At 62.5% G+C, this 12,400-nt stretch carries 13 protein-coding genes and 1 pseudogene; 2 read left to right on the forward strand and 12 right to left on the reverse strand.

Annotated elements, in window-relative coordinates:
- The first annotated feature begins 136 nt into the window (after window positions 1-136).
- The gene (locus tag Q7T45_RS01240) at window positions 137-1,171 is read left to right on the forward strand and encodes a cysteine synthase A (protein WP_304866391.1); all 1,035 of its coding nucleotides are present in this window, start codon (window positions 137-139) and stop codon (window positions 1,169-1,171) included.
- Between the two features lie 73 nt (window positions 1,172-1,244).
- Here the strand turns inward: Q7T45_RS01240 and Q7T45_RS01245 are convergent, their stop codons facing one another.
- The 6 genes from Q7T45_RS01245 to Q7T45_RS01270 form a co-directional block, all read right to left on the reverse strand.
- Window positions 1,245-1,985 (reverse strand): amino acid ABC transporter ATP-binding protein, encoded by a 741-nt coding sequence (locus Q7T45_RS01245; protein ID WP_304866394.1) that lies wholly within the window; start codon window positions 1,983-1,985, stop codon window positions 1,245-1,247.
- Between the two features lie 11 nt (window positions 1,986-1,996).
- A complete protein-coding gene (locus Q7T45_RS01250; protein WP_304866397.1) occupies window positions 1,997-3,520 on the reverse strand; it encodes an amino acid ABC transporter permease in 1,524 nt (507 codons plus the stop codon).
- A gap of 13 nt (window positions 3,521-3,533) precedes the next feature.
- Entirely contained in the window at window positions 3,534-4,739 is a 1,206-nt protein-coding gene (locus tag Q7T45_RS01255; protein ID WP_304866401.1) for an amino acid ABC transporter permease, read from the reverse strand.
- A 23-nt stretch (window positions 4,740-4,762) separates the two neighbouring features.
- Window positions 4,763-5,779 (reverse strand): amino acid ABC transporter substrate-binding protein, encoded by a 1,017-nt coding sequence (locus Q7T45_RS01260; protein ID WP_304866404.1) that lies wholly within the window; start codon window positions 5,777-5,779, stop codon window positions 4,763-4,765.
- Between the two features lie 432 nt (window positions 5,780-6,211).
- Window positions 6,212-6,490 carry a DUF3551 domain-containing protein gene (locus Q7T45_RS01265; RefSeq protein WP_304866407.1) on the reverse strand — a complete coding sequence of 93 codons (279 nt, stop codon included), beginning with the start codon at window positions 6,488-6,490 and terminating at the stop codon, window positions 6,212-6,214.
- A gap of 168 nt (window positions 6,491-6,658) precedes the next feature.
- Window positions 6,659-6,823 (reverse strand): hypothetical protein, encoded by a 165-nt coding sequence (locus tag Q7T45_RS01270; protein ID WP_304866410.1) that lies wholly within the window; start codon window positions 6,821-6,823, stop codon window positions 6,659-6,661.
- A 352-nt stretch (window positions 6,824-7,175) separates the two neighbouring features.
- On the opposite strand from Q7T45_RS01270, the gene Q7T45_RS01275 reads away from it, so the two are divergent.
- Window positions 7,176-7,355, forward strand: coding sequence for a hypothetical protein (locus Q7T45_RS01275; RefSeq protein ID WP_304866413.1), 180 nt, complete (start codon window positions 7,176-7,178; stop codon window positions 7,353-7,355).
- A gap of 38 nt (window positions 7,356-7,393) precedes the next feature.
- Here the strand turns inward: Q7T45_RS01275 and Q7T45_RS01280 are convergent, their stop codons facing one another.
- The 6 genes and pseudogenes from Q7T45_RS01280 to Q7T45_RS01305 all read right to left on the reverse strand — a co-directional run.
- Window positions 7,394-8,206 carry a class I SAM-dependent methyltransferase gene (locus tag Q7T45_RS01280; RefSeq protein ID WP_304866416.1) on the reverse strand — a complete coding sequence of 271 codons (813 nt, stop codon included), beginning with the start codon at window positions 8,204-8,206 and terminating at the stop codon, window positions 7,394-7,396.
- An 83-nt stretch (window positions 8,207-8,289) separates the two neighbouring features.
- The gene (locus Q7T45_RS01285; protein ID WP_304866418.1) at window positions 8,290-9,657 is read right to left on the reverse strand and encodes a VWA domain-containing protein; all 1,368 of its coding nucleotides are present in this window, start codon (window positions 9,655-9,657) and stop codon (window positions 8,290-8,292) included.
- Window positions 9,657-10,604: a MoxR family ATPase gene (locus Q7T45_RS01290; RefSeq protein WP_304866421.1), complete on the reverse strand. Its 948-nt coding sequence runs from the start codon at window positions 10,602-10,604 to the stop codon at window positions 9,657-9,659. The genes Q7T45_RS01285 and Q7T45_RS01290 overlap by 1 nt, the downstream gene beginning before the upstream one ends.
- Entirely contained in the window at window positions 10,601-11,674 is a 1,074-nt protein-coding gene (locus tag Q7T45_RS01295; protein WP_304866425.1) for an acyl-CoA dehydrogenase family protein, read from the reverse strand. Before Q7T45_RS01295 ends, Q7T45_RS01290 begins: the two co-directional genes overlap by 4 nt.
- A 212-nt stretch (window positions 11,675-11,886) precedes the next feature.
- The gene (locus Q7T45_RS01300) at window positions 11,887-12,216 is read right to left on the reverse strand and encodes a lipid-A-disaccharide synthase N-terminal domain-containing protein (protein WP_304866428.1); all 330 of its coding nucleotides are present in this window, start codon (window positions 12,214-12,216) and stop codon (window positions 11,887-11,889) included.
- Window positions 12,209-12,400: pseudogene (locus Q7T45_RS01305) on the reverse strand (dolichol-phosphate mannosyltransferase); the annotation flags it as partial. The pseudogene Q7T45_RS01305 and the gene Q7T45_RS01300, both read right to left, overlap by 8 nt.

Here is a 12,400-nt window from a genome sequence, read left to right on the forward strand (position 1 = left end):
GGCCATGCCTGCAGGTTGGTTCGATTACGTGGCTCCACGAAGCACACTCACAGGTATGCTCTACGTCGGCTTGTATGCGTCGCAGCGGTCCTTTAGGGTCGTCGGCGGTGAGGAAACAACTGGCAATTTTCAGAACATGACCTTCAACAACGACGTCGTTCAGGCGATCGGCAATACGCCGCTCATCAAGCTGAAGCACGCCTCGGAGGCGACCGGCTGCACCATCCTCGGCAAGGCCGAATTCATGAATCCAGGCCAGTCGGTCAAGGACCGCGCCGGCAAATGGATGATCCTGGAAGCCGAGAAGCGCGGCGACCTCAAGCCCGGCGGCCTCGTGCTGGAAGCAACCGCGGGCAATACCGGTATCGGTCTTGCCGTGGTGGCGAGCGCGCGGGGGTACCGGACCATGATCCTGATCCCGCAAACCCAGAGCCAGGAAAAGAAGGACATGCTTCGGCTGTGCGGCGCCGAGCTGATCGAAGTGCCTGCGCTGCCTTACAGCAATCCGAACAACTATCAGCATGTCGGCAAGAGGCTGGCCGCGCAATTGCGCAAGACGGAGCCGAACGGCGTGCTGTTCGCCGATCAATGGAACAATCTGGACAACGCCAAGGCGCATTACGATTCGACCGGCCCCGAGATCTGGGAACAGACCGGCGGCAAGATCGACGGTTTTATTTGCTCGGTCGGCACCGGGGGCACGCTCGCCGGCACCAGCCGGGCGCTGAAGGAGAAGAACAAGGACATCGTGGTCGCCTGCGCCGATCCCTACGGTTTCGCGATGTATGAACTGTTCAAGAATGGCAAGGCCAAATCGACGCCGGGCGATTCGATCACCGAAGGCATTGGCCTCGGCCGCGTCACGCCCGTGATCGAGACCGCCGTGGTCGACGACGCGTTCCTGGTTTCGGACGAGGAAGCCGTGACCGTGATCTACGATCTGCTCGAGCACGAGGGCCTGTGCCTCGGCGGCTCCAGCGGCATCAACGTCGCCGGCGCGATCCGGCTCGGCAAGCAGCTCGGGCCCGGCAAGACCATCGTCACCATCCTCTGTGATTCCGGCGGTCGCTATCAGTCGAAGCTGTTCAATCCGGCCTTCATGCGCTCGAAGAACCTGCCGGTGCCGGCGTGGCTGGAGAAGCGCAGCCAGATCGAGCTGCCGTTCGAGTAAGCGAATGGCGGGTAGCGAATGGCGAATGGAATGGAATCCCCATTCGCCATTCGCCACTTACTATTCGCTTTGATCAACGAAGAATCTGGCTCAAAAACAGCTTCGTCCGCGCGTGCTGCGGATTGGCGAAGAAGTTCGCCGGCGTGTTGGACTCGATGATCTGCCCGGCGTCCATGAAGACGACCCGGTTGGCGACTTCCTTGGCAAAGCCCATTTCGTGGGTCACAACCAGCATGGTCATGCCTTCGCTGGCGAGATCGACCATGGTGTCGAGCACTTCCTTGACCATTTCGGGATCCAGCGCCGAGGTCGGCTCGTCGAACAGCATGACCTTCGGGTTCATGGTCAGCGCGCGCGCGATCGCGACCCGCTGCTGCTGGCCGCCCGACATCTGGCCGGGAAACTTGTTGGCCTGATGCGGGATTTTTACCCGCTCCAGATATTTCATCGCGGTGGCTTCGGCGTCCTTCTTCGGGATGTTGCGCACCCAGATCGGCGCCAGCGTGCAGTTGTCCAGCACGGTCAGATGCGGAAACAGATTGAAACTCTGGAACACCATGCCGACTTCGCGCCGGACTTCATCCACCCGCCGCAAATTCGGCCCGAGTTCGATGCCGTCGACGACGATCTCGCCTTCCTGAAATTCCTCCAGCGCGTTGATGCAGCGGATCAGCGTCGACTTGCCCGAACCCGAGGGGCCGCAGATCACGATGCGTTCGCCTTTGGCGACATCGAGGTTGATGTCGCGCAGCACGTGGAAATCCCCGTACCATTTGTTGAGGCCGTCGATGGTGACGATCGAGTTCGCAGTCATGGTCATCCCACTCAGTTACGCTGGTGTGCGTTCAGCCGGCGCTCGACGAACAGTGAATAACGCGACATGCCAAAACAGAAGGCAAAATAGACCAGGCCCGTGAAGGCGAAGCCGGTGAACAATGTGGTCGGCGTCGACCAGACCGGATCGGCGAAGGCCGCCCGGAGGATTCCGAGCAGGTCGAACAATGCTACGATCGACACCAGCGAGGTGTCCTTGAACAGCGCGATGAAGCTGTTGACGAGGCCGGGGATGACGTGGCGCAGCGCCTGCGGCAGCACGATCAGCGCCGTGGTCTTGCCCCAGGACAGGCCGAGCGCGCTGGCCGCTTCGCCCTGCCCGCGCGGGATCGCCTGCAGGCCGCCCCGGATCACCTCGGCCTGATAGGCCCCGGCAAACAGCGCGATGCCGATCAGGGCGCGCATCAATCCGTCGATGGTGAAACCCGTTGGAACGAACAGCGGCAGCATATAGGTCGCGAAGAACAGCACCGTGATCAGCGGCACGCCGCGCCAGAACTCGATGAAGGCGATCGAGAAGATCCGGATCAACGGAATCGTCGAGCGCCGGCCCAGCGCCAACGCGATGCCGACCGGCATCGAGGCGACGATGCCCACCACCGACACCACCAGCGTCACCAGCAGGCCGCCCCACAGCCGGGTGCCGACGACCGGCAATCCGCCGCGGTCCAGCCCCATCACTAATATCACGACGAAGATGCCGGCGAAGGTCAAAAGGCTGACGGCCAGCGCGCGCCATCCGGTACGAACGCCGCCGGCCAGGAAAAACAACAGCAGCGACACGATGGCGGCGGTGGCGGCGAAGTCGGCCCAGAGCGGGCTGGCCGACGCCAGGATCTTGTCGTTGAGCCAGGTCAGCGGCAAGAGCACATAGAAAATAGCCATGCTGAGCAGGACGAGGAATTTGCCCAGCAGCCAGAGCAGCGATCCGATGATCGGGACTGTCTGGCTGAACGTCACGAGTTTGCCGCCGCCATCGCCGATGCTGTCGTTGAAACCGGACAACAGCCCTTCCATCCAGCTGACGCCGAAACCCTTCAATCCGCCGCCATGCAGCAGGAAGAAGGCTACGCAGGGAAGCGCAATGAAGAACAGGCCGGCATTGAGAGCCTTGGCCGGCAGCCGCGGAATCAGAAGCGGCAACAGCAGCAACCCGGCAAGGGCGAAAGTCAGGTCGACCCGCCACCGCTCGGCCTCCGGATAGAAGCCATAGATGAACTGGCTGAACTTCGCCTTGATGAACGGCCAGCATGCGCCGACCACTTGGTCCGGCCCCTGTGCGAGGCATGCGGTACGGTCCTTCCCGGTCCATACCGCATCGATCAGCAGGAATTTCACCGAGGGAACGACGGTGAACCACAGCAGCAGGAGGCCGCCGATGGTGAGCAGGACGTTGATTGGCGAGTTGAACAGCCGGGTGCGCAGAAAACCGACAAAGCCGGTGGTCTTGATCGGCGCGGCGCGCTCCGGAACGAGCTCCTGGCGGACGAAGGGTGGCGGCGCGAAATCGCTCATGGGCCAAGAATCCTCATGGACTAAGGCTCCGTCCAAGCCGCCATCCGTAGAAGCTCATGATCGCACTGGTCACCAGCGAAATCAGCAGATAGACGCCCATCGTGATCGCGATGATTTCAATCGCCTGCCCGGTCTGGCTCAGCGTCGTCCCGGCGAAGACCGAGACGAGGTCGGGATATCCGATCGCCACCGCCAGCGACGAGTTCTTGGTGAGATTGAGATACTGGTTGGTCAGCGGCGGCAGGATTACCCGCATGGCCTGCGGCACCACGATCAGCCGCAACGTCGAACCGCGCTGCAGCCCGAGCGATGAGCCTGCTTCCATCTGTCCCTTGTGCACCGACTGGATGCCGGCGCGCACGATCTCGGCGATGAAGGCCGCCGTATAGGTCGACAGCGCCACGGCCAGCGCCACGAATTCCGGAATGACGCGCGAGCCGCCGGCGAAATTGAAGCCTTTGAGCTCGGGAATTTCGAACTTGACCGGTGCGCCGAATATGAGCGAACTCACCACGGGCAGCCCGATCATCATTCCCAGCACCCAGGGCCAGATCCGGATCATCCGGCCGTGGTCGAACATTTGCTTGCGGGCGTAGCGCTGCAGCAGCAGCGAGGCGATCACCGCAATCACGATCGCCGCCATGAATGGCTCGAAGCCGGGATTGCCGATCGGCTTTGGAACCACGAAACCGCGGTTACTGAGAAAGAAGCTGCCGAACAGCGAGACGCTCTGCTTCGGACCGGGCAGCGCGGCCAGCACCGCGAGATACCAGAACAGGATCTGGAACAGGAGCGGCAGGTTGCGGATCAGCTCGACATAACCGCCCGCGATCCGCGACAGCAGCCAGTTCGGCGATAGCCGGCCCAATGCCACCAGGAATCCGAGAATGGTCGCGAAGAAGATTCCGACAATCGAGACCGACAGCGTGTTGAGCAGGCCGACCAGAAAAACGCGGATATAAGAATCGGATCCGGAATACGGGATCAGGTTCTGGCTGACGTCAAACCCGGCCGTATTGGCCATGAAGCCAAAGCCCGCCTTGATGTTCTGCGTCTCCAGGTTGGCGCGGGCATTGGCGACGATTTCATAGGCGATCCAGGCGAGCGCTGCCACGAACAGGATCTGGATGACGAACCCGCCCCAGCCCGCGCGGCCACCCAGCGCGCGCTGCAGTTTGGCGACAAATTGCGGCGGAGGTTTTCGGGGTTCGATGGCCATCGCCGCAGCCTCTGGGCTGGCGATCAGCGGATCGGCGGCGCGTACTGAATTCCACCCTTGCTCCAGAGCGCGTTGATGCCCCGGGCAATGCCGAGCTTGGAGCCGGCGCCGACATTGCGGTCGAAGGTTTCGCCGTAATTGCCGACGGCCTTCACGATCCGCGCGACCCAATCCTTGGTCAGGCCGAGCTGTTCGCCGAGATTGCCATCGGTCCCGAACACCCGCTTCATCTCCGGCTTGGTCGATTTCGCCATTTCATCGACGTTCTTCTGGGTGATGCCGAGTTCTTCGGCGGTGATCATCGCGTAAAGCGTCCATTTCACGATGTCGAACCACTGGTCGTCGCCATGGCGCACCATCGGACCGAGCGGCTCCTTCGAAATCACCTCCGGAAGCACGACATGATCGGCGCTGTTGGCAAGCTTCAAGCGATCGGCATAAAGGCCTGATACGTCGGTGGTGAAGACGTCACAGCGTCCGGACTCGTAGGCCTTGACGGCTTCGTCGTTGGTGCCGAATGCGATCACCTCGTACTTCATGTTGTTGCCCTTGAAGTAGTCGGCCAGATTCTGCTCCGTCGTGGTGCCGATCTGTACGCAGACCGATGCGCTGTTCAGCTCCAGCGCGGAATTGACCTTGAGGGACTTTTTCACCATGAAGCCCTGGCCATCGTAATAGGTCACACCGGTAAAATTGGCGCCGAGCGAGGTGTCACGGGAAAGCGTCCAGGTGGTATTGCGCGAAAGCACGTCGATTTCGCCGGACTGCAACGCCGTGAAGCGATCCTTGGCGGACAACGGCACGAACTTGACCTTGCTGGGGTCGTTGAAGACGGCGGCGGCGACCGCGCGGCAGACATCGACATCGAGCCCGGTCCAGTTGCCCTTGTCGTCAGGCGACGAGAACCCCGGCAGACCCTGGCCGACGCCGCAGGATAACAGGCCGCGGTCCTTGACCGTTTTGAGGGTTTGCGCGGATGCGGCCTGAGCCGTCATACCGGCGGCGAGAGCAAGGGTGAAAACCAGGGATACACGTTTCATGGCAAGGCCTTTCAAGGATCGTCCGGAACTTTTGCCTATCCTCGCGCACGTCGATGGGCCGATCCGATAATCCATCCCTGCCCCTGCAAACGGCATGCCTAACAGGCAGTTTGAAGCGCAGTCCGGTCAGGCGATGGATCGGCGGTCGCGGCAGGCCCCTCAACGTGCAGCGACGGAATAGCTCGCCCGCATCACAGAACGACTGGCGAGCCGGGTCAAGGGGTTGACGGCTGTCTTCTGTGGCCCGCGACCAGCCAACCCAACCCCAACCCGCCGTCCGGCGGAGCATTCGGAGCTCGCGGCCGGGCAAAAATGGGTAACGGGGGCGCAAGAGCCATTCAGAGGATGGCGGGCCGCGACACCAGGGCGCAGAGGGCTTCGTCAATCCGGCGGTGGTCCGCGGTTCCACCCTGCTCTGCCCGACCGCAGCCTTCAGCGCCGTGTCGGGCTGCGCGCGGGGGCTTCGGGACGCGGCACAACAGGCGCGGCCGCGCTCGTAAAATAGGGATTGGCGAAGCACATGGCGGAGCGGCCGCCCGATGCCGCCTGCGTGCACTGCGCCAGCGATGTGAAACCGCATTCGACGACGCTGCCGTCTTCGCCGTAGACCTCGAGGCAGACCGGATATTTCGGATCATAGGTTTGGGCCCGAGCCGGCGCCGCCGTCAAGATCGTCGCGATGGTCACAATCGCGAAAGCAGCAATGCGCATCGGTGGGTTTCCTCGCCATACCATCTATTCCAGGGCGGCATGATTGCGCCCCAGATCAGTCGGTTGAACTAACATCGTTCGCTTGGCACGTCACGCGCGGAAAAACACCAGCGCCGGAAGTCACTGCTTCATCGCGTCACTTCCGGGCGTTCACGGCCGGGCACGACGCTAGGCCTTGACGTCGACCAGGGCCTGCTGCTCGGCCTGTCGCTGAGCCTCGACAAGCGCCTTCACGTCGCTGTTGATCACCGTCGCATGGGCTTTTGCGGTCTCGTCGATGACAAGCTGGATCTTGGCCTGCGTCACCGCGGCAGGCACGGGATAAATCACCATGGCACCCTCCTGGACTTCAGCAGACTGCCAGCCGGGCGTTTATGATTTGCAAATAGACTCGGTTAATGACGATTCTTTAACCAGTCATCCGGGCCGGATTTCATGCCCCCTGTTCGTTCTCCGTGAACAGAAAGAGTCCATGGGACCGCGTGACAGGGCAAGAAAAGAGCAAGAAAGCCGTCCGCCCGGTACGCCTGAAATTTCATGCCCTGAAACTTTAAGGTCCGGCACGCAAAAGCGTCTTGCGCGCGCCGCCAAAACAGCCGAAGCCAGCCAATTCGGGGCCTGCCCTTGCCGCTTGCAGCTTGGCGTCCCGATCCGGACCAATGATCACCATTGAGGAGCCCGTCTGATGCTGAACGATCGCGAGAAGATTCTGACCGCGCTCCGCGAGAAGCCGCTCAAGATCTATGAGGTCATGAAACGCGCCAATCTTCCCAACGAGGAGGCCTGCCAGTCGTTGCTGATGAAGATGCGCAGCGAAGGCGTGGTCAAGTTCGACATCCACAAGGGCCGATGGCTGATCGGCTGATCGACGCAAGCGAAACCGCCTGACCGTTCGTGCGAATGCTAGGCCGTGGCAACGACAATATGTGCCTGAATTTTGGCGACAACCTCGCCGCTTCCGTATTTGTTGGCGATCCTGGAGGCGGCGTATTCGGTTGCTGCCTCCAGCTTGCCCGCATCCCTGGCTTCGATCTCGTTGCGTAGCGGAGTTCCCTGACAGTAGGCGACAGCAGGATGCCGCGGCGAAGACCCGCGGCTCAGATCGGTCCTGGTCTCGATTGCGACGCGGGAGAATCCGGCTTGCTCCAACTCACGACGGATCAGCGCGGGGTCATGATAGCCGTGTGGCGTTCGTGCCAAGAAGCGCGGCGGGTCGCCGGGAAAAACTTCCGCGAGGGCATCGGTCACCTCGTTCGCGAATACGTTCTCCTCAATGCGATCCCATATGTTGAAAAGGAAACATCCTCCTGGCTTGAGGACCCGCTTTGCCTCGCGGTAGCCCGACCCGCGGTCGGGGAAGAACATGACCCCGAACTGGCAACAAACGAGATCGAAGGCACCGTCTTCGAACGGCAGCGCCAGTGCGTCCGCCTGGAGCCAGCGAATACGACCGTCGACGACCTGACGCGTGGCTGCGTAGTCCAGCATCGGCTGGTTGAGGTCCGTTACGACGTAGCTGGCGTCGGGCGAAAGCCTCGGCGCCAGGGCGCGCGTGACCACGCCACTGCCGGCAGCGGTTTCCAGCACCGCACCCGGCGACAGCGCAGCCGCGCGCTGCGCCAGATCCTGGGCGAAGCTCTCGAAGATCAAAGGGACCATATAGCGGTCGTAGTTTTCCGGGATCGAGCCCGCGAACACCTTGTCGGTTTCAGACATCGTCTGCTCCCTCCCATAGTTGCCCGCCAGCCTTTGACCAGTCGATATTACTCGATCACCCCCGTTGCCTCCAGCGCAACGACCTACTGATACGCCGCCACGATATCCGACACCGCCCGCTCCAGCTGCTTCGCCGTCGAGCACTGCCGCACCACGGTGCAGAAGGCGGAATAGCGCGGCATTTCGGAATCGCCCCAGCCCCAGGCCATCCGCCCTTCCGGGTTGAGCCAGACCAGCCGCTTGGATCGTTCCGAGATGGTACGAAGAATGTCGGCGCGCGGATCGAGGTTGTTGGTGCGGGCATCGCCGAGCACGATCACCGTCGTCTTCGGCGTCACGCTGCGCATGAAATCCTTCTCGAAATCCTTGAACGAGCCGCCATAGTCGGACGACCCGAAACCGACCTTCGACATGATCTCGCTCATCGCCTCCTCGGGCGATTTGGTGTCGAGGATGTCGGAGACCTCGATCAGATGGCCGGAGAATGCGAACGAGCGCACGTCGTCGACCACCTCGTGCAAGCTGTGAATCAAGAGCAGGAAGAAGTCGGACACCTGCGCCACCGATCCCGAGACGTCGCAGATCGCCACGATTTTGGGCCGGTCGCGATGGCGGCGTTTCCAGGAGGTGAGGAACGGCACGCCGCCCCAGGCGGCGTTGCGCCGCAGCGTCTTTCGTGTGTCGAGATGGCCGCGGCGCTGGCGCTTGCGTGGCTTGGAGTAGCGCTCGCGCAGCCGCCGCGCGATGGCGCGGATCAGCGCCTTCATCTGCTCGACCTGGCGGCGTTCGAGCCGGGCCAGCGGCGCGTTGCGCAGGATCTCGTTGCGCAGGTTCTCGGTTTCCTCGCGGCCGTACAGCACCAGCGCCTGGTTGACGACCTCGCGGACGTTTTCGCGCAGCGCCTCGAGGGCCGCCGCCAGCCGTTCGGCGTCGCCGGGATTGCTCGCCGTCAGCGCGTCCAGATCGTCGCGCAGCCGCTCGATGCCGAGCTGTTCGAGGATCCGCGACGAGAAGATGCCGCGCTGGGTGAAATAGCGGATGTCGGACAGCGAGGCGGCATTGCTCGCCGCCGCCATCGCGGCCGCAATCGCGTTGCGATCGCGGGACATCAACATCTGCGCGAGATCGCCAAGCTCCGGCGGCGGTGCGCCCTCGCCACCCGGCTGGTTTTCGCCTTGCGACGAATCCCCACCCTTACTGTTTTCAGTATCATCAGGCTCGGCGTGTTCCGGTGTCTCAGGCTGGCTGAAGAACAGATCAAAACAGTCGCCGAGCGCCTGCTTTTCCTCCTGGCTCTTGGCCAGCGTCAGCAGCAGCGTGTCGCGCAGGATGCCGCGTTCGGCAAAGCCGACATCGGCCACCGCCTTCATGGCATCGATGCTTTCCGCAGGGCTCACCCGTACGCCGGCGCCGCGCGCCGCCCGGAAGAAGCGATGCAGTTCCTCGCGCATCAGCCGAACACGCCCTGGCGGCCCGCCTTGGCGACGAAACTCGACACCTGCGGGATCGTGGTCTCTATGTCGGCCTCGTATTTCAGCAGCACATTGAGCGTGTCCTTGACCGTCTCATGATCGAGCTCCGAGGACTGCAGCAGCACCAGCACGCGCGCCCAGTCGATGGTCTCGCTGACCGAGGGCAGTTTCTTCAGGTCCAGTGCGCGGACCTGGTTGATGAAGCCGACGATCTGCTTGCGCAGCGTTGCGGAGATGCCGGGGACGCGGCTTTCGACGATGCGCTCCTCCAGCTTCTGCTCGGGAAAGCCGATATGCAGATGCAGGCAGCGGCGCTTCAGGGCGTCCGAGAGGTCGCGCTCGCCGTTGGAGGTCAGGATCACCGTCGGCTTGACGATCGCCGTGACGGTGCCGAGTTCGGGGATCGAGACCTGGTAGTCGCTGAGGATCTCCAGCAGCAGGGATTCGAATTCGGCGTCCGACTTGTCGATCTCGTCGACCAGCAGCACGCAGCCATTGGCCTGCTCCAGCGCCTGCAGCAGCGGCCGCGGCTCGACGAATTCCTTGGAGAAGAACACGTCGCCGAAATCGTGCAGCTTGCCGAGCGCGGCGGCCAGCGTGTCGGCGCCGCCGAGCACTTCGCCGAGCTTGTCCTTCAGGATCTGGGTGTAGAGCAGCTGTTTGGCATACTTCCATTCATACAGCGCCTTGGCTTCGTCGAGGCCTTCGTAGCACTGCATCCGGATCATCTTGAGCCCGCGCCATGCCGCCAGTGCCTTGGCCAGTTCGGTCTTGCCGACGCCGGCCGGCCCTTCCACCAGGATCGGCTTCTCGATCCGCTCGGCCAGATAGACCGCGGTCGCGATCTGCTTGCTGGCGATGTAGCCGGCTGACGCCAGCCCGCGGGTGACGGCTTCGATCGAATGCGCCGGCAGATGGGTATTCATTCTTGTTTCTCGCTTCTTATTGAATTTCCAGGCCTTATTGAATTAGCAAGCCTGATCTGCCTGATCTTGCGCGGCTCGCGCGCCACCGAGGCCAGCATGTCGAATGCGGCCAGCGCCCGCGCAATCGCAGGTTCGTCCGTCGCACCCTGCCCCAGCAGCTCGCGGATTTCGCCGACAATGTCGCGCGCCAGCAACCTTACGCCAATCACGCGCGCCGGAACATCATCTCCCTCGCCATCGAGTGCTGCCACCGCCAGCCGGCTCGCCGCCTGCACCAGCGACACCAGACCCGCGATGCGGCCGAGCCGCAAGGCATTCTCCTCCGTGCGCTCGATCTGCGCGGCGGCCTTGTCGAGCAGCCAGCTCAGCAATCCCGCGACATTCGCCGTTCCGACGGTGTCCTCGACATCGCGAAATGGCAACGCCATCGCCGGATAGGCGTCAGGCATATCGCCGATTTGCGCCGACGCAGGCAGCTCGCATCCATCGAGTTCCAGTTCGCAATGCGTCGCCGGCAACAGCGTATCCAGCGCCTTCATCGGCTTTATCGAAAGTCCGGCCGTTTCCTTCGGGACCATGAACAGGCCATAGCGCTTGCGGCCTTCTTCGACCGCGACCACCGCCAGCACCAGAAAAAGATCCGCGACCGGGCCATTGGTGACCCAGGCCTTGCCGCCGCGCAGGACAAATCCCGCGTCGCGGGATTCCGCAGCCGTCTTCAGATGCTTCGGATGCGCGCCGGCGCCGGGCTCGGAGATCGCGATCGCCGTGCAGACCTCGCCGGCCGCAATGCGCGGCAGCCATGTCGCGCGCTGATCCTGGCCGGCAAAGCCTGCAATGAAGAACCGCGCCGCCAGCTGCCGCGCGGCGAACGCGCTCGCAAGCCCCAGCAGCCCGGTCTTGGCGGCAATCGCCTGCTCGGCGAACGCAATCGCGCCATAGCTGTCGAGCGCAGCACCCGCGCCCGGCAGGCCGATCTGGAACAGGCCGGCTGTTGCCATCTTCGCGAACGGATCGCCCAGGAGGTCGTCCTTCGCGATCGACCACCAATGATCGATCCGGGCAGACATTTCGAGCCTCGAACGATGCGGCATCTATTGAAACACCTTGGTTTCGAGAATGAGGCCCGCGCAATAAAGGCAATTAAGCACCGATAAAGCACCTCGCCCGGCGGGCGAAACACTATACTTTACAAAGGGTTGCTGACTGTGCATGGGGTTGTTTTCGAGCTTTTTTGGTAGAGCCGCCGCGACAGGCCGCGCCGCGTCCGGATACGTTTCGCTTATTCCTTCGCCGACGACTGCCGTCCGGTGACGATGATGAAATACAGGTTGCGGAAGTAGACCAGCAGGCCGAACGCCTGCCCTGCGATGAACACCGGATCGCGGCGGTACAACGCATAGACCAGCAGCAGGATGCCGCCGCCGATCGAGAAGAACCAGAACGCCACCGGGATCACGCTCTTGCGCGCGCGTTCGGACGCGATCCATTGCACCACGAAGCGCATGGTGAAGAATCCCTGCGCCACGAATCCCAGAATGACCCAGCCATCGAACTTGATGACGAAGACGTCATGCAGATAGGTGGCGAGCATGTTGAACAGGTCAGTCATGAGACGTCACCTCGGTCGCAACGGGCGTCGGTTTCTTGCGGCGGATCAGCCACCACACGCCGGCGAGATCCATGATCCCGATCCATAGCCGATCGAAAAAGCCGTAATTTGACACGCCGGAATGTCTGGGACGGTCGATGACGTCGACATAGACGATGTCAAAACCCTCGCGGCGCACCAGCGC

The organism is Bradyrhizobium sp., from assembly GCF_030646015.1.
Lineage (GTDB): Bacteria > Pseudomonadota > Alphaproteobacteria > Rhizobiales > Xanthobacteraceae > Bradyrhizobium.